Annotated in this window: 22 protein-coding genes and 2 tRNA genes; 12 read left to right on the top strand and 12 right to left on the bottom strand. The window is 60.2% G+C overall.

The features are described 5' to 3' along the window. The first annotated feature begins 15 nt into the window (after nucleotides 1-15). Nucleotides 16-1,293: a serine/threonine transporter gene (locus ACYP2A_RS28150; RefSeq protein WP_459749200.1), complete on the top strand. Its 1,278-nt coding sequence runs from the start codon at nucleotides 16-18 to the stop codon at nucleotides 1,291-1,293. A 51-nt stretch (nucleotides 1,294-1,344) separates the two neighbouring features. On the opposite strand, the gene ACYP2A_RS28145 is transcribed toward ACYP2A_RS28150, so the two are convergent. The 3 genes from ACYP2A_RS28145 to ACYP2A_RS28135 all read right to left on the bottom strand — a co-directional run bounded on the left by ACYP2A_RS28145 (nucleotide 1,345) and on the right by ACYP2A_RS28135 (nucleotide 2,564). Further along, nucleotides 1,345-1,542: a hypothetical protein gene (locus ACYP2A_RS28145; RefSeq protein ID WP_459749199.1), complete on the bottom strand. Its 198-nt coding sequence runs from the start codon at nucleotides 1,540-1,542 to the stop codon at nucleotides 1,345-1,347. Between the two features lie 146 nt (nucleotides 1,543-1,688). Further along, nucleotides 1,689-2,171, bottom strand: coding sequence for a GreA/GreB family elongation factor (locus ACYP2A_RS28140; protein WP_459749198.1), 483 nt, complete (start codon nucleotides 2,169-2,171; stop codon nucleotides 1,689-1,691). Nucleotides 2,172-2,174: 3 nt separating this feature from the next. Further along, a complete protein-coding gene (locus ACYP2A_RS28135) occupies nucleotides 2,175-2,564 on the bottom strand; it encodes a hypothetical protein (protein ID WP_459749197.1) in 390 nt (129 codons plus the stop codon). Between the two features lie 116 nt (nucleotides 2,565-2,680). On the opposite strand from ACYP2A_RS28135, the gene earP reads away from it, so the two are divergent. Both earP and ACYP2A_RS28125 read left to right on the top strand, forming a co-directional pair. Next, nucleotides 2,681-3,814 (top strand): elongation factor P maturation arginine rhamnosyltransferase EarP, encoded by a 1,134-nt coding sequence (gene earP / locus ACYP2A_RS28130; RefSeq protein ID WP_459749196.1) that lies wholly within the window; start codon nucleotides 2,681-2,683, stop codon nucleotides 3,812-3,814. 99 nt (nucleotides 3,815-3,913) lie between these two features. Then, complete coding sequence (locus tag ACYP2A_RS28125; protein ID WP_003226785.1) at nucleotides 3,914-4,483, top strand: elongation factor P; 570 nt, start codon at nucleotides 3,914-3,916, stop codon at nucleotides 4,481-4,483. 73 nt (nucleotides 4,484-4,556) lie between these two features. Here the strand turns inward: ACYP2A_RS28125 and ACYP2A_RS28120 are convergent, their stop codons facing one another. From ACYP2A_RS28120 to ACYP2A_RS28110, 3 genes are all read right to left on the bottom strand, one after another. Beyond that, entirely contained in the window at nucleotides 4,557-4,976 is a 420-nt protein-coding gene (locus ACYP2A_RS28120) for an organic hydroperoxide resistance protein (protein WP_459749195.1), read from the bottom strand. 114 nt (nucleotides 4,977-5,090) lie between these two features. Continuing rightward, complete coding sequence (locus tag ACYP2A_RS28115; protein ID WP_459749194.1) at nucleotides 5,091-7,190, bottom strand: TonB-dependent receptor; 2,100 nt, start codon at nucleotides 7,188-7,190, stop codon at nucleotides 5,091-5,093. 175 nt (nucleotides 7,191-7,365) lie between these two features. Next, nucleotides 7,366-7,815 (bottom strand): MarR family winged helix-turn-helix transcriptional regulator, encoded by a 450-nt coding sequence (locus ACYP2A_RS28110; protein WP_459749193.1) that lies wholly within the window; start codon nucleotides 7,813-7,815, stop codon nucleotides 7,366-7,368. Nucleotides 7,816-7,921: 106 nt separating this feature from the next. Between ACYP2A_RS28110 and ACYP2A_RS28105 the strand changes: the two genes are divergently transcribed. Further along, nucleotides 7,922-8,671 (top strand): sulfite exporter TauE/SafE family protein, encoded by a 750-nt coding sequence (locus ACYP2A_RS28105; protein ID WP_459749192.1) that lies wholly within the window; start codon nucleotides 7,922-7,924, stop codon nucleotides 8,669-8,671. Between the two features lie 96 nt (nucleotides 8,672-8,767). Here ACYP2A_RS28105 and ACYP2A_RS28100 read toward each other — a convergent pair whose 3' ends face one another. Beyond that, nucleotides 8,768-10,114: a class II 3-deoxy-7-phosphoheptulonate synthase gene (locus tag ACYP2A_RS28100; protein ID WP_459749191.1), complete on the bottom strand. Its 1,347-nt coding sequence runs from the start codon at nucleotides 10,112-10,114 to the stop codon at nucleotides 8,768-8,770. 127 nt (nucleotides 10,115-10,241) lie between these two features. Between ACYP2A_RS28100 and ACYP2A_RS28095 the strand changes: the two genes are divergently transcribed. Further along, complete coding sequence (locus ACYP2A_RS28095) at nucleotides 10,242-10,997, top strand: spermidine synthase (RefSeq protein WP_459749190.1); 756 nt, start codon at nucleotides 10,242-10,244, stop codon at nucleotides 10,995-10,997. Between the two features lie 408 nt (nucleotides 10,998-11,405). After that, the gene (locus ACYP2A_RS28090) at nucleotides 11,406-13,124 is read left to right on the top strand and encodes a DEAD/DEAH box helicase (protein ID WP_459749189.1); all 1,719 of its coding nucleotides are present in this window, start codon (nucleotides 11,406-11,408) and stop codon (nucleotides 13,122-13,124) included. Between the two features lie 68 nt (nucleotides 13,125-13,192). Here the strand turns inward: ACYP2A_RS28090 and ACYP2A_RS28085 are convergent, their stop codons facing one another. The 3 genes from ACYP2A_RS28085 to ACYP2A_RS28075 all read right to left on the bottom strand — a co-directional run bounded on the left by ACYP2A_RS28085 (nucleotide 13,193) and on the right by ACYP2A_RS28075 (nucleotide 16,427). Then, nucleotides 13,193-13,960, bottom strand: a complete 768-nt coding sequence (locus tag ACYP2A_RS28085; RefSeq protein WP_459749188.1) for a DODA-type extradiol aromatic ring-opening family dioxygenase — start codon at nucleotides 13,958-13,960, stop codon at nucleotides 13,193-13,195. 154 nt (nucleotides 13,961-14,114) lie between these two features. Beyond that, nucleotides 14,115-15,002: a protease HtpX gene (htpX, locus tag ACYP2A_RS28080; RefSeq protein WP_459749187.1), complete on the bottom strand. Its 888-nt coding sequence runs from the start codon at nucleotides 15,000-15,002 to the stop codon at nucleotides 14,115-14,117. A 213-nt stretch (nucleotides 15,003-15,215) separates the two neighbouring features. Then, entirely contained in the window at nucleotides 15,216-16,427 is a 1,212-nt protein-coding gene (locus ACYP2A_RS28075; protein ID WP_459749186.1) for a pyridoxal phosphate-dependent aminotransferase, read from the bottom strand. A 189-nt stretch (nucleotides 16,428-16,616) separates the two neighbouring features. Here ACYP2A_RS28075 and msrB point away from each other — a divergent pair, with 189 nt between their 5' ends. Together msrB and ACYP2A_RS28065 are read left to right on the top strand one after the other, a co-directional pair. After that, nucleotides 16,617-17,033 (top strand): peptide-methionine (R)-S-oxide reductase MsrB, encoded by a 417-nt coding sequence (gene msrB / locus ACYP2A_RS28070; RefSeq protein ID WP_459749185.1) that lies wholly within the window; start codon nucleotides 16,617-16,619, stop codon nucleotides 17,031-17,033. A gap of 17 nt (nucleotides 17,034-17,050) precedes the next feature. After that, entirely contained in the window at nucleotides 17,051-17,533 is a 483-nt protein-coding gene (locus ACYP2A_RS28065) for a glutathione peroxidase (protein ID WP_459749184.1), read from the top strand. 3 nt (nucleotides 17,534-17,536) lie between these two features. Here the strand turns inward: ACYP2A_RS28065 and ACYP2A_RS28060 are convergent, their stop codons facing one another. Beyond that, nucleotides 17,537-19,909 carry a hybrid sensor histidine kinase/response regulator gene (locus ACYP2A_RS28060; RefSeq protein WP_459749183.1) on the bottom strand — a complete coding sequence of 791 codons (2,373 nt, stop codon included), beginning with the start codon at nucleotides 19,907-19,909 and terminating at the stop codon, nucleotides 17,537-17,539. Nucleotides 19,910-19,995: 86 nt separating this feature from the next. On the opposite strand from ACYP2A_RS28060, the gene ACYP2A_RS28055 reads away from it, so the two are divergent. Next, entirely contained in the window at nucleotides 19,996-20,886 is an 891-nt protein-coding gene (locus ACYP2A_RS28055; protein WP_459749182.1) for an ATP-binding protein, read from the top strand. Further along, the gene (locus tag ACYP2A_RS28050; protein ID WP_459749181.1) at nucleotides 20,883-21,365 is read left to right on the top strand and encodes a GAF domain-containing protein; all 483 of its coding nucleotides are present in this window, start codon (nucleotides 20,883-20,885) and stop codon (nucleotides 21,363-21,365) included. Before ACYP2A_RS28055 ends, ACYP2A_RS28050 begins: the two co-directional genes overlap by 4 nt. 57 nt (nucleotides 21,366-21,422) lie before the next feature. Here ACYP2A_RS28050 and ACYP2A_RS28045 read toward each other — a convergent pair whose 3' ends face one another. Further along, nucleotides 21,423-22,193, bottom strand: a complete 771-nt coding sequence (locus ACYP2A_RS28045; RefSeq protein WP_459749180.1) for a hypothetical protein — start codon at nucleotides 22,191-22,193, stop codon at nucleotides 21,423-21,425. Between the two features lie 273 nt (nucleotides 22,194-22,466). Between ACYP2A_RS28045 and ACYP2A_RS28040 the strand changes: the two genes are divergently transcribed. Both ACYP2A_RS28040 and ACYP2A_RS28035 read left to right on the top strand, forming a co-directional pair. Further along, nucleotides 22,467-22,542, top strand: a tRNA-Glu gene (locus ACYP2A_RS28040). 5 nt (nucleotides 22,543-22,547) lie between these two features. Then, nucleotides 22,548-22,623, top strand: a tRNA-Gly gene (locus ACYP2A_RS28035). The last annotated feature ends 137 nt before the right edge of the window (nucleotides 22,624-22,760 follow it).

Raw genomic sequence — 22,760 nt, 5'->3', positions numbered from 1 at the left:
CGGAGACACGACCGGATGAACGATCAGGCCAATGGCGTCGCAGAACGCCTGGATGCAGCCCCCGCAGCCAGTACCGCGTGGAATCGTAACGACACCACCTGGATGCTCGGGCTGTTCGGCACCGCCATCGGTGCTGGCACCTTGTTCCTGCCCATCAGCGCGGGCATGGGCGGCTTCTGGCCGCTGCTGGCCCTGGCCGTGCTGGCGTTTCCGATGACCTTCTATGCGCACCGCGGCCTGACCCGCTTCGTACTCTCGGGCCGCAACGGTGGCGATATCACCGAGGTGGTCGAGGAGCACTTCGGCAAGGGCGCAGGCGCCATGATCACCCTGCTGTACTTCTTTGCCATCTTCCCGATCCTGCTGATCTACAGCGTGGGCCTGACCAATACGGTCAGCAGCTTCATGCAGCATCAGATGCACATCGAGCCACCACCGCGTGCCTTGCTGGCCTTCGTGCTGATTCTCGGCCTGCTGGCAGTGGTACGTTGTGGCGAGCGGGTGATCGTCAAGGTCATGAGCCTGATGGTCTATCCGTTCATCGTTTCGTTGCTGTTCCTGTCGGTGTATCTGATTCCGCACTGGAACGGCGGTATTCTCAGCACTGCCAGCACGCTGCCTGAGCCTTCAAGCTTTTTGCCCGCGCTGTGGCTGGCCATTCCGGTGATGGTGTTCTCGTTCAACCATACGCCGATCATTTCGGCGTTCGCCGTCGACCAGAAGCGCCTGTATGGCGATCAGGCCGAAGTGCGCAGCTCGCGTATCCTGTCCCGTGCCCACCTGTTGATGGTGTTCATGGTGCTGTTCTTTGTATTCAGTTGTGTCTTTACCCTGTCGCCTGCGCAACTGGCCGAAGCCAAGGACCAGAACCTGTCGATCCTGTCTTACCTGGCCAACCACTTCAGCAATCCGACCATCGCACTGGTTGCACCGCTGATTGCCCTGGTGGCAATTTCCAAATCGTTCCTGGGCCACTACATCGGCGCCAGCGAGGGCTTGAAAGGCCTGGTGCTCAAATCGGGCCTGCGCCCGGGCGCCAAGACTCTGGATCGCCTGACCGCGCTGGCCATGCTGCTGGTGTGCTGGATCGTGGCCACACTCAACCCCAGTATCCTGCGCATGATCGAAACCCTGGGTGGTCCGGTCATTTCGGTGCTGCTGTTCCTGATGCCGATGTACGCCATCCGCAAGGTACCTGCCATGCGTCAATACGCTGGCAAGCTGTCGAACGTGTTCGTCGTGGTTGCAGGCGTCGTGGCCATCTCGGCGCTGATCTGGTCCCTGACACACTAAGTCATACGGTACTGCAGAGCCCTGCCGCCAGGCGGGGCTCTTGTGACGGCTTCAGTTGGGGTGTAGCGGCCGTGTCATGTACATGATGTTTGCGTACTCATACACATACTGACGGCCTGCATGGCTGGTCAGGCGTAACTGGTCGATCAACTGTCGCTCTTTCTTGCTCAGGTATCTCAACGCCGGACTGTCGCTGGACTTCAGGCGATCACGTTCATGGGCGTCAGGGAATGCAATGACGTTCGTCATGAAAAATCTCCTTGGGTATAGGTCCTTGTTGTACTGCGCCTTCACATAGCCCTATCACATAGTCCCGTCATGTAGCCCGTCATACGGCCACGACGCACCTTACCCAGAAAATCCGCACACCGGCAAGCCCGTAAATGCGGGGCATGTCACAGCGCTTGTGTGATGTCGAACACCTGACGCTGGCCGTTGACCACGATCTCGACACTATCGTCTTGCAGTTTGCCGAGCAGGCTCTGGCCCAAGGGTGCCCGAGCAGTGATGACCGTGATCAGGCAGTCATCGACATGGATCTTCAGACCGGCGGCATCCGGGCCGAGAAACAGGTAGCGCGTTTCGCCATTGGCGCTTTCGAGGGTCACCAGATCACCCACCTGAATACCCCGTGACTCATCGAAGGGCTTGGCCGACGCTGCGCGGTACAGCGCCAGCGACTGGCGAATTTCGTCGACGCGGCGCGCTTGGCCTGCGGCCAGATACGAGGCTTCAAGGCCTAGTGTGTCGTATTTGTTCTCGGCGATATTTTCTTCATGGGTCGCCGCTTCATAAGCGGTCTGCGCCGCACGCTGGGCGATGTCCAGGTCGAACTGCAAACGATCGGTGATCAATTGCAGCAGGTGAGTCTTGTTCATTCTCTATCCACAGAATTCATTGATGCCGTTGCGGCTCTTGTCGCTCGGGGCGGTGCGGTCTTGCTGCATCCAGAAATCGCACTTGGCACGATTGAAGTTATTCCTGCGCTGGCTGTCGGCATACTCACGGGCCTGGCGCGCTTCGTTTTCACGCAGGTTCTGCTGATATTTGTCGAACAAGGCGTCAGGTTGTGTTGCAGCAGGAGCGGCGGGCGGGGCGATCAGCCTGACGGCTGCCGCTTGCAGCGCCTGGGTCTGCTCGGCGGGCAAGCTCTTGTACAGCAGCAGGCCGGTCAGGGCCACGGCGACGGCACCGAGCCAGATACCCAGTGCAATGCACAGAATCAGCTTGAGAGAGACATACACTTCGCGGCGACTGCTATAGGACGGCATGGCGATCACTTCCGGGCGCGGGACGACAGGGGCAATTGTGCCACGAGCGGTGCTGGTACAAGCGCATTGATCTATGGACAATCGGCTTTTTCGCCGTCTGGCCTTGTGGAGCCACCATGCAAGTCTCTTGGGACATCTTCTGCGATGTCGTGGATAACTATGGCGATGTAGGCGTCACCTGGCGCCTGGCGCGTCAACTGGTCGCCGAGCACCCTTGTGCTGTGCGTCTGTGGATCAACGACCTGGCCGCATTCGTGCGCTTGTGCCCGGATGCCGATGGCGCAGCCGCCGTGCAGTGGCACGCCGGCGTACAGGTGTGTCATTGGGCCGAACCCTGGCAGCCGGTCACGGTGCCCGATGTGGTGCTCGAAGCCTTTGCCTGTCGCCTGCCGCCGACCTATACCGAAGCGATGCTGCAACGCACGCCCAGGCCATTGTGGCTGAATCTGGATTATCTGAGCGCCGAAGACTGGGTCAGCGGCTGTCATGGCCTGCCTTCACCCCAGGCCAACGGCTTGAAGAAGTTCTTCTTTTTTCCGGGCTTCAACGACCGCACCGGCGGCCTGTTGCGTGAACAGGGGATACTCGAACAGCGCCAGGCTTTTCAGGGCGATTTACAGGCGCAGCGCGATTTTCTGCAAGGTCTGGGTGTGCAGCCTGATGAAGGTTCGCGGCTGATCTCGTTGTTCGCCTATGAAAACCCGAATCTGGGCAGTTGGCTGGATGCGCTGGCGGGCGAGGGGCAGGCCACTCACTTGCTGGTACCACCGGGGCGAATTCTGGGTGATTTGCAGCGCTGGCTGGGTGAAGCGGATCTTGAGGTGGGCGCCATTCGTCGGCGCGGTGCATTGACCGTACAGGTCGTGCCGTTCGTTCGTCAGCAAGATTATGACCGCTTGTTGTGGTGCTGCGATTTCAATGTGGTGCGCGGCGAAGACTCGTTTGTGCGTGCGCAATGGGCGGCGCGGCCGATGCTTTGGCATATCTATCAGCAGGACGGCGACGCCCACGAGCCCAAGCTTGATGCGTTCGTCGAGCTTTACAGCGCCGGGCTGTCGGTCGAGGCCGCGCAGGCCCTGGCCGGCTTCTGGCGTGCCTGGAGCGCAGGCGAGGCGCTGGGTGAGCACTGGCAGCGTTTTTCCAGACACTGGCCACAACTTCGTCAACAGGCCGCCGACTGGTGTGAACGGCAAGGCATACGGCGCGATCTTGCCGAGGCGCTGGTACAGTTTTACCGAAATTCGCTATGATATGCGGCCTTGATATCAGGCTCTGTACGGAAACTGCCTGCGCAGGCTATTTCTCGTACAGAGCCTTTGGTTAATTCCATCCAATTTCGGATATATGCAATGAAAACTGGTAAAGAGCTGAAACCCGGTACCGTGATCCGTATCGACAACGATCCTTGGCTGGTACAAAAGGCCGAGTTCACCAAGTCCGGTCGTAACAGCGCAATCATGAAGACCAAGCTGAAGAACCTGCTGACCGGTTACAAGACTGAAACCGTATACGGCGCAGACGACAAGCTGGATGACGTGATTCTGGACCGCAAGGAAGCCACCCTGTCTTTCATCAGCGGTGACACCTACACGTTCATGGACACCACCGACTACACCATGTACGAACTGAACGCCGAAGACATCGAGTCCGTTCTGCCATTCGTCGAAGAAGGCATGACCGACGTCTGCGAAGCCGTGTTCTTCGAAGAGCGCCTGGTTTCCGTAGAGCTGCCGACCACCATCGTGCGTCAGGTTGACTACACCGAAGGCTCCGCTCGTGGCGACACGTCGGGCAAGGTCATGAAGCCTGCCAAACTGAAAAACGGCACAGAGCTGAGCGTGGCCGACTTCATCGAAATCGGCGACATGATCGAGATCGATACCCGTGAAGGCGGTTCGTACAAAGGCCGTGCCAAATAAGCACTGCTTTGTAACTGCGTTCCACAAAAAAGCCCGCATGATTGCGGGCTTTTTTGCATCTGGCGTTTGCTGATCAAACGGTGACGTGCAGACGTACATCGACATTGCCACGGGTGGCGTTGGAGTACGGGCACACCTGGTGGGCGGCGTCGACCAGTTGCTGGGCGTCGGCTTGCTCAAGGCCCGGCAGGCTGATGTGCAGGTCGATGTCCAGACCGAAGCCACCAGGAATCTGGCCGATGCCGACATGGGCGGTGATCGACGCGTCAGCCGGGATGCTGCGCTTGGCCTGGCCGGCCACGAACTTCAGGGCACCAATGAAGCAGGCCGAATAACCGGCGGCAAACAATTGCTCAGGGTTGGTCGCTGCGCCACCCGCACCGCCAAGCTCTTTCGGCGTCGCCAGTTTGACGTCGAGGATCTGGTCGCTGGAAATCGCGCGACCGTCACGGCCGCCGGTGGAAGTGGCAACAGCAGTATAGAGCGCTTGCATGGTGTGACCTCACAGTGGTTATTTGGCGAGCAAAAGGTTTGTGCGCCAACTGAATGTAAGGTCAATGTAGTTCGCAATTACCTTGCGCGCAAGTTAATTTTTGAAAATGATGAATCAGAAGCTATACGTCCCTGTCACCACCACGCTGCGCGGGTCGCCCAGGCGGATCTGGCCGGCGCTGGTGGCCGAGCTGTAATAGGTGCGATCGGTCATGTTGTTCAGCGCCGCCCGCAAGTCCCAGTCTTTCTGGCGGTAACCGGCCAGCGCGTCCCAGCGGCCGTAGCCCGGCAGCACGGCGGTGTTCTGGTTGTCGGCATAACGCTGGCCGACCAGAGTCAGACCGGTTTCGGCGTACCAGCCCATTTCCGGCTTCCAGGTGAGAAATACGCTGGCGTTGCGTTTGGCGACGTTGCTGACCCGATTACCTTCCAGGCCGTTGTTGTCTTTGACAATGGTCGCGTCCTGAATACCGATGCCGCCACGCATGGACCAGTTGCCGGTCAGTTGCCCGGTCGCGGTCAGCTCGATGCCGCGTGAGCGTTGCAGGCCGGTGAGAATGGTCAGGCCCGGATTATCCGGGTCGGTGGTGCGGCGGTTGTAGAGCTCCAGCTCGTAGACGGCCAGGGTGGTACTCAGGCGATCCTCCAGCCAGTCGCTCTTGACGCCGATTTCTTTCTGCCTGGTCAGCTCCGGGCTCAGGTCGTTGGTATTGCCCGCAGCGCCCGGCGTGATGCCGATCAAACCGCCGCCGACCGGCGAAAAGGTTTTGCTCCATGAGGCATAGAACGAATGATCGACCAGCGGCGTCCACACCACGCCAACCCGTGGGCTGGTGCTGTGGCTGTCGCGCTCTTCGCTGATACCGCGCAGGCGGTTGGTGGTGTCGACCTCGAAGCGGTCGTAGCGCAGGCCGCCCAGTAATTGCCACTGATCGTTGATGCGCAACTGGTCCTGAACATACAGGGCGCGGCTTTCGACCTCGGTGTAGTTGCTGCTCGACGGGACCATCAGCCCGGTATGACGACGGTTGCGGTCTGGATTGAACGGGTCCAGAGACGGCACGGCCTGGCTGCCCGCACCGCTGGTGGCCCCCGTGTACAGTTTCGGGTCGCGGCGCTGGCTGCCCGTTTCAATGCCGGTCAGCAGGCGATGTTCAAGGCCGAAGGTGTCGAAGCTGCCTTCAAGCTCAACGTTATTGAAAACGTTGCGGGTGCGCAGGTCCTGTTGCCAGTGCTGGCGGGCGACCAGCCCGGTAGCGGGGGTGTAGCCGGTCAGATAAGTATTGTCGAAGTCGCTGTCGAGCTTGAATACACCCAGGGTCTGACGCAGTTGCCAGTGCTCATTTATGTCATAGCTCAGGCGCGAGCGCAGCGATTGCGCCTTGTCATCGATGAAGTCGCGGCTATCGCCATACGTGGTGTCGCGGCCGACATCCGCCGGGCGGCCATTGATGCTGGGAATGCCGCGATCCGGGGTGCGATCGAAGCGGCTGTATTCGTACTGCACCAGCCAGTTGAGATCGGGGGTGAGCTGCCAGCTCATCGAGGGTGCGAACAACTGCCGATGACTGGAGATACCGTCGCGAAAGCTGTTGCTGTCCATATTGCCCATGTTCAGACGCAGGCTGATGTTGTCGCTGGGGTCGCTGCTCAAGTCGGCATAGAGACTGCGCAGGTCTTCGCTGCCGCCCTGGACTTCGATCTTCGAACGACGCCCGGCTTGTGGCGCCTTGCTCACCCGGTTGACGATGCCGCCCTGGCTGCCGCGTCCGTACAGCACCGCCGCCGGGCCTTTGAGCACTTCGAGGCGTTCGATATTGTGCAGGTCGCGCACGTACTGGCTGTCGTCGCGAATACCATCCAGATAAAAGTCATTGCTGGCATCGAAGCCGCGAATGCGCAGGCCGTCGAAACGGGTGTCGCCACTGTTGCTGACGTTGGGCAGGCCGCTCAAGGCGGTGCCCAGGTCATTGACGCCGTAGTCGAGCACATTGGCGGTCTTGACCGTGTCGATGGCCTGCGGCACATAGCGCACCGGTGTCGAGGTGCGGGTCGCGGTGCTGACCTCTTTGACCCGAGGACTGGACTCGTCTTGTTCAACGTCGGCGTTGATCGACAAGGCCGGCAGGGTAGTGGGGGCAGCGCAAGCGAAGCCCGCGCCGAGCAAGGCCGAAATACCGAGGGCCAGGGGCGTAAGGCGTGAAGGGGCAGACATGAGGTGATGCATCCTGAGTGTGTGGCGTTATAGTTTTAGGATGCGAATGGTAATGCTTACTATTTGCTGCTGCTAAAGCTTCCTTGTCTGCCTGGTAGTGATTTTGTTACATATTATGTCTGAGTCATCTGAAAGCGTTATCCTAGACGCGTGCCCAGGTTCGCCAGGAGTCTTACTACAGGTGTGCTTGCAGGCTGTCGCGCAGGCTTAGCAGTTGTTCTTGTAGTTCACGCAGTTTTTTCAGGTCCAGGCCGCTGGCCGAAAAAATGCAGTTAGGCACGCTCAAGGCTTTTTGCTGCAAGGCGCGGCCCTGTTCGGTCAGGTACAACTGCACAACGCGCTCGTCCTGTTTGCTACGTGTGCGGTTGATCAAGCCTTCGGCTTCCAGGCGTTTGAGCAGCGGCGTCAGCGAGCCGGGGTCGGTCAGCAGGCGGGTGCTGACATCGCTGACGGTCAGGCCATCCTGTTCCCAGAGCACCAGCATCGCCAGGTATTGCGGGTAGGTCAGGCCCAAAGCCTGAAGCAGTGGCTTGTAGACCTTGGTCATCGACAGCGAAGTGGAATACAGCGCGAAACACAGTTGGTTATCGAGACGCAGTGCGTCGCAAGCGGCGTTGTCGGTCATGGACAATCCTGATTCAAAGCAAATAGGCGTTTAATTTAGTGCTGCAATCTTTATTGCACCAGATAATTCATGCCATAGCGTCCAATAGCCGGGTTGAGGAAAACGTGTGATCGAGGTGGTGATGTTCGTGTTGCTCGGGGCCGCCATGGGCACCCTGGGAGGATTGTTCGGTATCGGCGGTGGCCTGGTGGCGATTCCGGTGCTGGGCGTGGTGTTCGGCCTGGATCAGCAACTGGCCCAAGGCACGGCGTTGTTGATGGTGTTGCCCAATGTGCTGCTGGCGCTGTGGCGCTACAACCAGCGCAACCGCATTCGCCTCAAGCATGCATTGCTATTGATTGTGCCCAGCTTTGCCTTGGCCTGGCTGACATCGTTATGGGCGGTACGCATCGACCCCTCAAGCATGCGTCTGGGCTTCGTAATTTTTCTGTTGGTGCTGATCGCCTTCAATCTGATGCAGATGATCCGCAGCAGCGCACGGATCGGCGGTACCGGGCTCAAGCGCGAGCGCTGGCTGTGGGTGCTGGGGGGCGTTTCAGGGATTACCGGCGGCCTGTTCGGGGTCGGCGGTGGCGTTGTCGCCACGCCGATTCTGACCAGCCTGTTCGGCGCCAGTCAGGTGGTTGCCCAAGGCCTGGCGTTGGCACTGGCGACGCCAAGTACCGGTATTACCCTGCTGACCTATGCGTGGCATCAGCATGTCGACTGGCACATGGGTATTCCACTGGCCATCGGCGGCCTGGCCAGTATCAGTTGGGGGGTGAAACTGGCCCACTCGATGCCCGAGCGGCGGTTACGCACGCTGTTCTGTGTATTTCTGATGTTCTGCGCACTCGTTTTAGCCTTGAAAGTCTAAAGCGGCAAGCTGCAAGTTTTAAGCTACAAGCTAAAGCCACATCGCGTACTGCCTGATGCTTTTAACTTGCAGCTTACCGCTTGAAGCTGTGCGTGCTCAGGCACGCACTCCCTTGAGAGTCTCGGCAATCAGGAACGCCAGTTCCAGCGACTGGTCGGCGTTCATTCGCGGGTCGCAGTGGGTGTGGTAACGATCCGATAGACCGTCTTCGGTGATCGGCCGGGCGCCACCGATGCATTCGGTGACGTTCTGGCCGGTCATCTCGATATGAATCCCGCCGGCATGCGTACCTTCAGCCTGGTGTACCTGGAAGAACTGCTTCACCTCGCTGAGAATCTGCGCGAAATCCCGGGTCTTGTAACCGCTGCTGGCCTTGATGGTGTTGCCGTGCATCGGGTCGGAACTCCACAGCACCTGGCGGCCTTCACGTTCCACGGCACGAATCAGTGCAGGCAAGTGGTCGCCGACCTTGTTGGCGCCCATGCGTGCGATCAGGTTCAGGCGGCCGGGATCGTTGTCCGGGTTAAGCACATCGATCAGGCGGATCAGGTCTTCGGTGTTCATGCTCGGCCCGACCTTGACACCGATCGGGTTATGCACACCGCGTAAAAACTCGACATGCGCGCCGTCCAGTTGCCGGGTCCGGTCGCCGATCCACAGCATGTGCGCCGAACAATCGTAGTAATCCTGGGTCAGGCTGTCGCGGCGTACGAAGGCTTCTTCGTAGTTGAGCAGGAGTGCTTCGTGGGCGGTGAAGAAGCTGGTCTCGCGCAATTGCGGCGCGGTATCCAGGCCGCAGGCACGCATGAAGGCCAGGGTTTCGTCGATGCGGTCGGCCAGTTGCCCGTACTTTTGCGCCAGCGCCGAGTTGGCGATGAAATCCAGGTTCCACTGGTGCACCTGATGCAGGTCGGCAAAGCCGCCCTGGGCAAAGGCGCGCAGCAGGTTGAGAGTCGCGGTGGACTGGTGATACGCCTGCAGCAGGCGGTCGGGGTCCGGCACGCGGCTTTTGCTGTCGAAACCGATGCCGTTGACGATGTCGCCCCGGTACGCCGGCAGGGTCACGCCAGCGATGGTTTCATCGTTGGAGGAGCGCGGCTTGGCAAACTGGCCGGCCATACGCCCGACCTTGACCACCGGGCAGCCGGCAGCAAAGGTCATGACAATGGCCATTTGCAGCAAGACCTTGAAGGTGTCGCGGATCTTGGCCGCCGAAAACTCGGCGAAACTCTCGGCGCAATCGCCGCCCTGTAACAGAAAAGCACGACCCTGCGTCACTTCGGCAAACTGGCGACGCAATTCGCGGGCCTCGCCGGCGAATACCAGCGGCGGAAAACTGGCCAGGCTCTGCTCGACGCGTTGCACATGCGCGGCGTCGGGGTAGAGGGGTTGTTGCTGGATCGGCAAGGCCCGCCAGCTGTCCGGGCTCCACGTTGGCTTCATTATTGTTGACTCTTTTATCAGGGCTGATCGAGGGCCGTATGGTAGCAGTTCGACAAAGCCACGCGCTTGGCCGACAATTCGCGCTTTGCGCGCTGCCAGGGCATGCGCGCGCTGGTCAGGAGAGGTCATGACTCACGAGCGTGAGGAACGGGTTCTGGCTGAAGTCCATGACGATTTCGGCAAGATCCGCGTACTGGAAGTGGACGACTACCGCTTCCTCGAATTCGGCGATGCCATCGAGCAAAGCTGCACCTTCACCGCCGACCCGAGCTGGCTGGAGTACGACTACACTCGCGCCATGCTGGTCGGCGCGCTGTGCCATGATGCGCCGGAAAGCGCCTTGTTCCTCGGTCTCGGCGCCGGCACCCTGACCCAGGCCTGCTTGAAGTTCCTGCCTCTGGAAGACGTCGAAGCCATCGAACTGCGCCCCGAAGTGCCGCGTCTGGCCATGGAGTACATGGGCCTGGACGACGATCCACGCTTGTATGTGCGTATTGGCGATGCCGTGCAGCTGCTTGAAACAGCCGAGCCTGCCGACCTGATCTTCGTCGACCTGTACACCGATGTCGGCCCGGGCGTCGGGCACCTGGCCTGGGTGTTTCTGGAGAACTGCCAGAAGCGCCTGAACCCCGGCGGCTGGCTGATCATCAACCAGTGGGCCGCCGACGACGGTCGACCACTGGGGGCAGCGCTATTTCGGGGCCTCTATCACCGGCATTATTGGGAGCTGCCGGTCAAGGAGGGCAATGTGATTCTGATCGTTCCGGCCGACCTCGATCAGGACCTGTGCAAAGAGTCGCTGGTCGAGCGCGCCGAAGCCCTCGCGCCCCGGTTGGGTTATTCGTTACAGGCGTTGATCCGCGATCTGCGTCCGGCAACCTGAAACAGCGGTCTGAAACGCTGTGGCGGGCGAGGCATTTTGTCGCGCCCGACCAACGGTGGAGGCCGGTTTTTTCGCCGAACATGAATCGTTTTAGCAGGCGCAGGCGGATAATTGCCACTGCGCAGGCCATTACAGCGAAAAAACCAAGGCTCAGGCCACATGAAACATGCGTTTTGTGCGTAACAATTCATAAAAAAAGCCTCACTTACCCGTGCAATTCCGGTATAGTGCGCGCCGGCCTTTACAGGGCCGTTATCCAGGCGATGCACTCACCGGAGCCTGCTTCGGTTGCGGGTTCGCAGCGCGAACTAACCTGGTTAATCCATTCATCAATTGTTTTCGCAAATCCCCGCCACAAAGCAGCCAGGGTGACTCTTGAGTCGTACACGGCACGCGCAGCTTTGCAGCATGGGTCTTTGCGGATGCACCAGAGGCAGACCCATGACCCAGGAAATTGGCGGCTTCGCCGCTCTCGACCTTCACCCTAGTATTGTTGCCGCCGTCATCGCGACTGGCTACGAAGAGCCTTCGGCCATTCAGCAGCAATCGATCCCAATTATTCTTGCCGGCCACGACATGATCGGTCAGGCGCAGACAGGCACCGGTAAAACCGCCGCCTTCGCCCTGCCTATCCTGAGCCGTATCGACCCGAGCAAGCGTGAGCCTCAGGCCCTGATCCTGGCGCCCACCCGCGAGCTGGCACTGCAAGTCGCCACCGCCTTCGAAACCTACGCCAAGCAAATGCCAGGCGTGAACGTGGTTGCCGTCTACGGCGGCGCGCCGATGGGCCCGCAGCTCAAGGCTATCCGTAATGGCGCGCAAATCGTCGTCGCCACCCCGGGTCGTCTGTGCGATCACCTGCGTCGTGACGAAAAAGTCCTCGCCACCGTGAACCATCTGGTTCTGGACGAGGCTGACGAAATGCTCAAGCTGGGCTTCATGGATGACCTCGAAGTCATCTTCGCGGCCATGCCTGAGACCCGTCAGACCGTTCTGTTCTCGGCCACCTTGCCTCAGTCGATCCGTGCCATTGCCGAGCGCCACCTGCGCGATCCGCAGCACGTCAAGATCCAGACCAAGACCCAGACCGTTACCAAGATCGAGCAGGCTCACCTGCTGGTTCACGCTGACCAGAAAACCAACGCGGTCCTGAGCCTGCTGGAAGTCGAAGACTTCGACGCGCTGATCATGTTCGTGCGCACCAAGCAAGCTACCCTGGACCTGGCCAGCGCCCTGGAAGCCAAAGGCTACAAGGCTGCTGCCCTGAACGGTGACATCGCCCAGAACCAGCGTGAGCGCGTCATCGACTCGCTCAAGGATGGCCGTCTGGACATCGTGGTTGCGACCGACGTTGCCGCGCGTGGTCTGGACGTTCCGCGCATCACCCACGTATTCAACGTGGACATGCCGTACGATCCAGAGTCCTACGTTCACCGTATCGGCCGTACCGGCCGTGCCGGTCGCGAAGGCCGCGCACTGCTGCTGGTCACCCCGCGTGAGCGCCGCATGCTGCAGGTTATCGAGCGTGTGACCAACCAGAAGGTGGCTGAAGTTCGCCTGCCGGACGCCGCCACCATTCTCAGCGCCCGCATCAAGAAGCTGACCAACAGCCTGACGCCGCTGGTGGCCGATGCCGAAGCCAGCCACGGTGAACTGCTCGACCGTCTGACCGTTGACATCGGTTGCTCGCCACGTGCGCTGGCTGCTGCCCTGCTGCGCAAGGCTACCCTGGGTCAGGCCCTGACCATGGCAGACATCGAGCGCGAGCGCCCACTGGTGCCGAACAACGCCCCGCGTGGCGATCGCCCTGAGCGTTCCGGTGCCGATCGCGCCGATCGTGGTGACCGTCCAGAGCGCGAGCGTCGTGCGCCGCTGCCACTTGCCGAAGGCCGTGCCCGTTGCCGTACCGCGCTGGGTGCGCGTGACGGTATCGCCGCCAAGAACCTGCTCGGCGCCATCCTCAACGAAGGTGGCCTGGCCCGTGACGCAATCGGTCGCATCCAGATCCGTGACAGCTTCAGCCTGGTTGAACTGCCGGAAGAAGGCCTGGAGCGTCTGCTGACCAAGCTGAAAGACACCCGTGTCGCCGGTAAGCAACTGAAGCTGCGCCGGTATCGCGAAGACTGATTCAGTCTGAATGAAAAAATCCCCGACTGGTTCGGGGATTTTTTTTGCCTGTGTTTTTTAGGCGCGCATCAATCGAAACGGTAGATGTCCATCCCCAGCGCGCCGAGGGTAAAGCCCTGATGTGCGATGTTGAATGTGCCGCCGGCGCCACGGGCAAAGTACAGCGGCAGCAGGTGTTCGTCGCTGGGGTGGTTGCGTACGGCGTGGGGTGCAAGGCGGCGGTAGTCGTGCAATGAGGCTTCGTCATCGCTGGCCAGTTTTTCGATCATCCAGTCACGGAACTCAAGCGCCCAGCCGGTAGCCCGTTCCGGCCCTGCGTGCCAGTCCAGTTCGCGCAGGTTATGGGTGATGCTGCCGGAGCCGATGATCAGAATGCCCTGTTCGCGCAGCCCCGCCAGCGCCTTGCCGACGCGGGTCTGCAAGGCCGGACCCTGTCGGCTGGGCAGTGAGACCTGCACAACCGGGATGTCGGCGTTCGGGTACATCAATGACAGTGGCACCCAGACGCCGTGGTCAAACGGTCGCTGGTTGTCGATGTGCACCGGCAAGCCGCTGGCCTCAAGTCGCGCGATCACCTCTCGGGACACCTCTGGCGCACCGACGGCAGGGTATTGCACAGCAAACAGCTCAGGCGGAAAGCCACCGAAGTCGTGCCAGGTTTCCGGTTGTGGATTGATATTGACGCTCAGATGAGCGCTTTCCCAGTGCGCCGAGACGATGACGATAGCGCGTGGGCGGGGCAGTTCGGCGGCAAGTTGCGCCAGGGCAGGGCCACTGGCACCTGGCTCCAGTGCCAGCATGGGCGAGCCGTGGGAAATGAACAGGCTGGGAAACATGAAAGGCCTCCTGAAAATGAGCAATGGCCTATCTTCAGGTACAAGACCTATCCGGATCTAATATAAGTTCTGCGGCCTTATGATCGAATTTATCGAAGTGTCTGACGCAAAAAGGGCGACTCACGTCGCCCTTTGCTTAACCTCGCCGCAAGGATCAGCCGCGCTGGCGCAAGGCCTCGATGCGTTCTTCCAGTGGCGGGTGGCTCATGAACAAGCCGGCCAGACCGTGCTTGAGGCCGCCATTGATGCCGAAGGCGCTCAGGGTGGCGGGCATTTGCACCGGCACGCCCTGTTCGGCGCGCAGGCGCTGCAGGGCGCCAATCATGGCCTGGGCGCCGGCCAGTTGTGCGCCGGCTGCGTCGGCGCGGTATTCGCGCTTGCGCGAGAACCACATGACAATGGCGCTGGCCAGAAAGCCCAGTACCAGTTCGGCAAAGATCGTCGTGATGTAATAAGCGATGCCCTGGCCGTTCTCCGTCTTGAAGATGACCTTGTCGACAAAGTTGCCGATGATGCGCGCAAAGAACATCACGAAGGTGTTCACCACGCCCTGCACCAGCGCCATGGTCACCATGTCGCCGTTGGCCACGTGGCCGATTTCATGCGCCAGTACCGCCTTGACTTCATCGGGCGAGAAACGCTCGAGCATGCCCTGGCTGACCGCCACCAGGGCGTCGTTGCGGTTCCAGCCGGTGGCGAAGGCATTGGCCTCGTAGGCCGGGAAGATACCGACCTCGGGGGTCTTGATGCCGGCTTCACGCGCCAGTTGCTCGACGGTTTGCAGCAGCCATTGTTCATGCCGGGTGCGAGGCTGGGTAATGATCTGCGTGCCCGTGCTCATTTTTGCCGACCATTTGGAGATCAGCAGCGAGAACAGCGAGCCTGCAAAGCCGAACACAGCGCAGAACACCAGCAGCTGATTGAGGTTCAGATCCACCCCGTTGGCCGCCATGAACCCGTTGAAGCCAAACAGGCTCAGGGTGATGCTGGCAATCAGCACCACCGCCAGGTTGGTGGCCAGAAACAGCAAGATGCGCATCATGGTCGAAACGTTCTCCTCGGGACAAATATGTAACGCGATGCCGGGTATATAAGGCGATGCCAGTCGCTATTCAACAGAGGGACTATTTCAAACTGTGTCGTTTTCTTGCAGGCAAGGGTAAACCGCTCAGGCTGAACGCAAGCTGAGAGAGGTACAGGCGGGGCGGGTGCTGACTGTCCCTGCCTTGGGCGGCAGGGACAGCAGAGGCGGGAGTTACTGGCGGTAGCCTTTGAGGAAATTGCCGATGCGACCGATGGCCTGTTCGAGGTCGTCGACGCGCGGCAAGGTCACCACGCGGAAGTGGTCCGGCCATGGCCAGTTGAACGCCGTGCCTTGAACGATCAGCAGCTTTTCCGACAGCAGCAGGTCGAGGGCGAACTTCTCGTCGTTATGGATCGGGCAGACTTTCGGGTCGATCCGCGGGAAGGCATACAGCGCGCCCATGGGTTTGACGCAACTGACGCCGGGGATGTCGTTGAGCAACTCCCAGGTACGGTTGCGCTGTTCCAGCAGGCGGCCTGGTGGCAGTACCAGGTCATTGATGCTCTGGTAGCCGCCCAGTGCGGTCTGAATGGCATGCTGGCTCGGCACGTTGGCGCACAGGCGCATGTTGGCCAGCATGTCGATGCCCTCGATGTAGCTTTGCGCGGCATGCTTGGGTCCGGAAATGGCCAGCCAGCCGGAACGAAAGCCCGCCACGCGGTACGATTTGGACAGCCCGTTGAAAGTCAGGCACAGCACGTCGGGTGCCAGCGAGGCGGTGCTGATGTGCACGGCTTCGTCGTAAAGAATCTTGTCGTAGATCTCGTCCGAGAACACCACCAGGTTATGTTGGCGCGCCAGCTCCAGCATGCCCAGCAGCACTTCCCTGGGATAAACGGCGCCCGTCGGGTTGTTCGGGTTGATGATCACCAGCGCTTTGGTGTTGGGGGTGATCTTGGCCTTGATGTCGGCAAGATCAGGCCACCAGTTGACCTGCTCGTCGCACAGGTAATGCACCGGGTTGCCACCGGCCAGGCTTACGGCGGCGGTCCACAATGGGTAGTCGGGGGCCGGGATCAGCACCTCGTCGCCATTGTTGAGCAGAGCCTGCATCGACATCACGATCAGCTCGGAGACGCCGTTGCCCAGGTAGATGTCTTCGATGCCGACGCCTTCGACCTGTTTCTGCTGGTAGTACTGCATGACCGCCTTGCGGGCGCTGAACAGGCCCTTGGAGTCACTGTAGCCCTGTGCGGTGGGCAGGTTGCGGATCACGTCCTGAAGGATTTCATCCGGGGCTTCAAAGCCGAATGGCGCCGGGTTGCCGATGTTCAGCTTGAGGATGCGATGGCCTTCCTCTTCCAGGCGTTTGGCGTGCTTGAGCACAGGCCCGCGGATGTCATAGCAGACGTTGGCGAGCTTGTTCGATTTGCTGAACTGCATGTGGATGATCCCGAAAATGGACGTGCGATTGCCTGAGCAACGATCTGGCGGCACAACTGGCCGTGAAAATTGGGTTTGTCTGGGTCAGAAGCGGGTGACAGACTGACGACTGATGAGGCGCAATCATACGTGCCACCCGACCTGTGGAAAAGACACAGATCGGGGTTTTTCGGACGCGGAGGTGTACCAGTGGACAAGTTGCAAAAGACCCGTGAAGAGTGGGAAGCGATGCTCGACCCCCTGCAATATCAGGTGTGCCGGCTCAAAGGCACCGAGCGGCCGTATACCGGCAAATATACCGACACCAAAACCGATGGCGTCTATCATTGCGTGTGCTGCGACCTTGCCCTGTTCGATTCCAGGACCAAGTTCGACTCCGGTTGTGGCTGGCCCAGCTTCTATGATGTGATCGACGACGGCGCGGTGGTCGAAGTGCGCGATATCAGCCACGGCATGATCCGCACCGAAACCGTCTGCGCGCGCTGCGATGCGCACCTGGGCCATGTATTTCCCGATGGCCCGCCGCCTACCGGCCTGCGCTACTGCATCAATTCGGTGTGCCTGACCCTGGTGCCGCGCGATCTTGCAGCCACCCCCAACGCCTGACGGATACGGACCTGACCATGAGCAACAATCTGCTGAACATTCCCTGCACGACCCTCAAAGGCGAGCGCAAGACGTTCGGTGACGTGGCCGGCAAGGTGACGCTGGTGGTCAATACCGCCAGCCAGTGCGGCTTCACCCCGCAATACAAGGGGCTGGAGCAGCTATGGCAGCGTTACCGCGAGCGTGGGCTGGTCGTACTGGGCTTTCCGTGCAACCAGTTTGGTCGCCAGGAGCCCGGCAGTGCGCGAGACATCGGCGAATTCTGCGAATTGAACTTCGGCGTCAGCTTCCCGCTGTTCGGCAAGGTCGACGTCAATGGCGATGCCGCGCACCCGCTGTTCGTCGAACTCAAGCAGCAGGCTCCCGGATTGTTGGGTACCCGGCGCATCAAGTGGAATTTCACCAAGTTCCTGATTGGCCAGGATGGGCGGGTTCAGCGCTTCTCGCCACTGGTCAAGCCGCAGGCGCTTGAGGCGCAGATCGAAGCCCTGCTTTCTTGATAATCACTGGGCGATATGCGGCAGCCCTGTGTATTCCTGGGTTGCCGGTACCCACTGGTCGAGCATGTTCAGCAACTCTGTGCGACGAAACGGTTTAGCCAGGTAATCGTCCATTCCGGCGTCCCGGCAGCGCTCACGCTCTTCGGGCATGGCGTTGGCGGTCAGGGCGACGATTGGCAGGTTTGGCCAGCGCCCGCTATGTCTGATCTGCCGGCTGGCTTCGTAGCCATCCATCACCGGCATATTGCAGTCCATCAGCACCAGATCGAACTGGCCGTGTTCCAGCGCCTCCAGCGCCTCGCCACCATGGCCGCTGATGGTCACCTCGCAGCCAAGCTTGTGCAGCATGCCCTTGGCCACCATCTGATTGACCGGGTTGTCTTCTACCAGCAGCACGCGCGCCTTGCAGGGTGCAGTGGTTTCTTTGGGCTGGTCTTCGCCGTCGGGCGTCTCCTGGCGCAGGGCGCGGCGCAGGATCTGGTACAGCGCGTTGCGTGCCAGGGGCCTGGCCAGTTGTTGCAGCGGCGCCAGTGCGCTGACCTGTTCGGCGGGCATGAAATTGCCATAGGCGGTGACCAGCAGGATCGGCACCGAGGTACCACGGCGGATGTCGAACAGACACTCGGGGCAGTCGGTGATCAGCAGGTCGGGGCGGGTTTCGGCTTCAAGAAACGTACTGGCCTCATCGATGCTGCGCCGCTCCAGCGTGACGCCCCAGCCAGGCAACTGATTGCCCAGCAACTCCACCAGGCCGCTGCCGGCCATGCTGATCACCGTGACGCGCCCGCTCAGGCGCGTGTGCGGGACGGCATCGAGGTGCACCGGCAGGGGCAGTTCAGCGCTGAAACGGCTGCCAAAGCCAGGTTGCGACTCGATGTCTAACTGGCCACTCATCGCCTCGCAGAGGTTGTGGGTCAGCGACAGACCAAGGCCGGTACCGCCAAACTGTCGGGTGATCGCCGTCTCGGCCTGCGTGAATGGCTGGATGATTCTTGTCTGGGCTTCACGGGCAATACCAATGCCGGTGTCGCGCACTTCGATGCGCACCCGGTGAGTCTGGCTTTCGCTGTCCTGATAATGGCTCAGGCGCACATCCACCCGGCCGAAGCGGGTAAATTTCAAGGCATTGGACAGCAGGTTGCTGACGATTTGCCGCACCCGTGTCGGATCGCCCAGCACCGAGGCCGGAAAGTCCGGCGCGATCAGGCACGTCAGCTCGACGCTGGGCGCGGTGTTCTGTGACAGCAGGATGGCGGTGTCTTCGACCAGAGAGCACAGGTCAAAGGGAATGCGCTCGAACTCCAGATGTCCGGCATTGAACTTGGACATGTCGAGAATATCGTTGAGCAGCTCGACCAGCACCTTGCCCGAGTCGTGGGCGATCATAAGTTGCTGGCGCTGTTCGCGACCGAGCGGGCCGTCCAGCGACAAGGCCAGCATGCCCAGCAGGCCATTGAGCGGGGTGCGGATTTCGTGACTCATATGGGCCAGAAATGCCGAACGCGCCTGCGCCATGTCCAGGGCTGTGCTGCGCGCCAGTTGCAGTTCTTCGTTGGACTGGCTCAGGCGCAAATTGCTCGCCTTGAGTTCAGTGGTGCGTGCCGCGACGATATTTTCCAGTTCGTCCAGGTGCCGGGTCAGCCGGTCTTCGGCTTCGCGACGCTGGGAAAATTCGCTGGCCACGGTGGCGATCTGGCTGTTGACCACATCGACCAGCACGCCAATTTCGTCATGCTCGTGGCCGGGCGGGCAGATCATCTTGTCTTGCTCGCGACGGCGGGGGTCGTGGTGGGTGAGGGCGCGAATCAGGTCGACCAGGGGTTTGGTCAGGGTGATATAGAACAGGCTGCACAAGAGTGCCGCCAGTACCAGGCTGCGCACGAAACCATTGAGCAGCGTGATTTCGGCGCGCTGCAGGAACGGGCTGCCGAAGGCGAAAGTGTCGACGGTAAGGCGCAAGGTGCCGATGGGTTCATTGGGCATGCTGTCCAGGCCCAGGGGGTGCTCGAATTCGCGGGTTTCTCCGAACAGGTAGTCGCTGAGCAGGCGAAAGCGTCCGGTGGTCATGGGGCGGTCGACGCTGGCCAGGACCATATTGTTGTTATCGGTCAGCCGTGCGCTGATCACCGCCGATGAGTGCAGCAGGCCCAGAGTCAGCTCCTGCGCCAGTTCGCCGTCCAGGTTGTAGGCAATGCGTGAGGCCGGGTTGTGGCTGATTTCCAGCAAGGCGTGAATTTCACGATCGATGGAGGCGTCTTCGCTGGCATAATCGAGGCCGATCTGGAACAGGCTGAGCAGGGTGCCGAGCACAAAACCGATGGCGACGGCCAGGCGTGCCTGTTTGAACGACAACCTGTTGGTAAAGGCTATATCCATAGGTACTGCTACTTCCGGTCTGGATTGCGCTCGTAGCATAGCCGATCACAGGTCCGGTTAAATCGGTCAATAGACAAGGAGATACAGTGGATTCCCGGCTCAATGCTTTTCTTGAACGCGCAGAAGCTGTGCTGGCACGTCTGGAGCCCTTGCTCCCAGCGCCGCGCCAGACCATTGACTGGTCGCACAGCCTGGCCGCACGCTGGGTGCGCGAGGGGCGTAGCGGCTATCTGCTGCCCCTTGAGGTCAGTCTCGACATGCGCCTGTCCGACCTGATCGGTGTGGACCTGCAACGTGACCAATTGGGTCGCAACACCCGCCAGTTCATCGACGGCCTGCCCGCCAACCATGCGTTGCTATGGGGCTCGCGCGGCACCGGCAAGTCTTCGCTGGTGCGTGCCTTGCTGGCCGAGTACCACGACGCCGGCCTGCGTCTGATCGAGATCGAGCGCGATCATCTGGGCGACCTGCCGCGCCTGGTCGAGCAACTGCAAACACTGCCGCAGCGCTTTGTCCTGTTCTGCGACGACCTGTCGTTCGAGGCGGGCGAGGGCGATTACCGTGTGCTTAAAAGCGTTCTTGATGGCTCACTGGAACAGGCCCCGGACAACGTTCTGTTGTACGCCACTTCCAACCGCCGCCATCTGGTCCCGGAAAAAGAAAGCGATAACCTCAACTGGAAGCACGTCGATGGCGAGCTGCACCCCAGCGAGGCAGTGGAAGACAAGATCGCGTTGTCAGACCGTTTCGGGCTGTGGCTGTCGTTCTACCCTTTTACCCAATCGCATTATCTGGATGTCGTCGAGCACTGGATTGGCCAGCTGGCCGGCGCGGCAGGCCTGAGCTGGCAGCGCGACGAAGCGCTGGATATTCTGGCCGTGCGTTGGGCCACCGGGCGTGGTAACCGTAATGGACGCTGCGCCTATCAGTTCGCCCGCTACTGGGTGGGCCTGCAACTGCTGGAGCAGCACCCATGATCGACCTCAGTGAAGCGGGCGAAGGCCTGCAAGGTTATGCATTGCTGGCGGCCCAGTTGCAGTCCCTGCTGGCCGACGAGCGCGACTTCATCGCCAATGCGGCGCAGTTTTCTGCCTTTCTGTATACCCAGCTCGATGACCTCAACTGGGCGGGCTTTTACCTGAACCGTAATGAAGAGCTGGTGCTGGGGCCGTTTCAGGGACAAATCGCCTGTGTACGCATTCCCTTCGGGCGCGGCGTATGCGGTACGGCGGCACTCAGCCGGCAGACCCAACGCGTCGAGGACGTGCATGCCTTTGCCGGGCATATCGCCTGCGACAGTGCGTCGAACAGTGAATTGGTGGTGCCATTGATCAAGGACGGGCGCCTGATCGGCGTTCTGGACCTGGACAGTCCCAGCCTGGGACGTTTTACCGTGCAGGATCAGCAGGGTATCGAACGCCTGGCGGCGATCTTTGTGCAAGCCAGCGACTGCTGAGCCTGTCTGTTGGTTTCAGCGTGCGCATGGCCTGCATGCGCACGCTGAGCCGGGTCATCAGTCGTAGATGACCTTCTTCTTCCATTCGGTCTGCTCGGCGTCGGCTTTCAAGCCTTCGGTCAGCGCGTTCTCGTCGTCGTCCGTCGGAGCGGTATTGGTCAGCACGATCGAATTGACGCGCGCCAGCTGTTTTTCCATGGCCGCCAACTGGTTCTGATACGTCACAGGGTCCGGCTGGTTGCGCAGATAGTTGACGCCCCGCTCGAATGCCAGGCGCGCCTGGCCGGGTTGCTCCTGGTTCATCGCCTCCTGGCCGAGCGTATTGAAGAACTCGATGTGCAGCAACACCAGAATGTGGCGAATTTCACGGATCCAGTGCTTCGCTTCACTGGTATGCAGAAAGCCATCGTGCGCGCCGCGAGTCACCTGGGCGTGCAGCGCTTCCAATAGAAAGCGTACATCCTTGGCCTTGGCTTCGGTCTGGATGGGAGTGACCGGGTTGCCGATCGGAATCGCCTCGCCCTTGGCGACCAGTTCTTCAAGCTCCTCGGCGCGGAACTTGAGCTGGGCATTGGCCTTGTCCAGATTCAGCATGCGCTGTACCACATTAAGCTCAAGGCGTGTCAGCAAGAGCTTGAGGGCTGGCGTCATCAGTTGCCCGGGGAATGTTTCACTTATTTCGGAGCAGCGACGCAGGCGATCGTTGAGTTCGACTTTATGACGTGCCTTGTCCAGCTTTTTGTTCTCAGCCACATGATTGAGGTAACCGATTGCTATAAGCAGTGCGATACCCACCAGTATGAGCACCGTGATCATGAGTGGTGTCACTGTGCAGACCTCTTTTTTAGTCCAGGTAATTGATGGCGAGTGTAGTGGCTAAGCACTATTGCGCCTAGATGTTGTTATCCGCTTCTGCCGCAAAATCTTGATGACCATAGCGGCATGAGGCGACCTGCGGTTGGACCCCCAATCATCACGAAGTATTTGATTTAAATAAATTTTCAGATGGGGGTTGACGACCTTTCAATCCATCCATACAATGCGCGCCACTTACAGCGTAAAGCACACAGCGAAACGCGGTAAGGAGTGAAGTTGTAGTGTGTCCCCTTCGTCTAGTGGCCTAGGACACCGCCCTTTCACGGCGGTAACAGGGGTTCGAGTCCCCTAGGGGACGCCATATAAGCGGGAATAGCTCAGTTGGTAGAGCACGACCTTGCCAAGGTCGGGGTCGCGAGTTCGAGTCTCGTTTCCCGCTCCAGTTTCAAGCAGTGCTGCTCAGGCGGTGCTGGTGAAAACAGAAAGTGACCGTTTGTCACCTTCTGGTTAGTTTGAAACATTCTGTATATGTTTCGGGCAACGTCCCCTTCGTCTAGTGGCCTAGGACACCGCCCTTTC

The organism is Pseudomonas sp. 3A(2025), from assembly GCF_054589175.1.
This window is presented reverse-complemented; position numbering and strand designations above follow the sequence as displayed.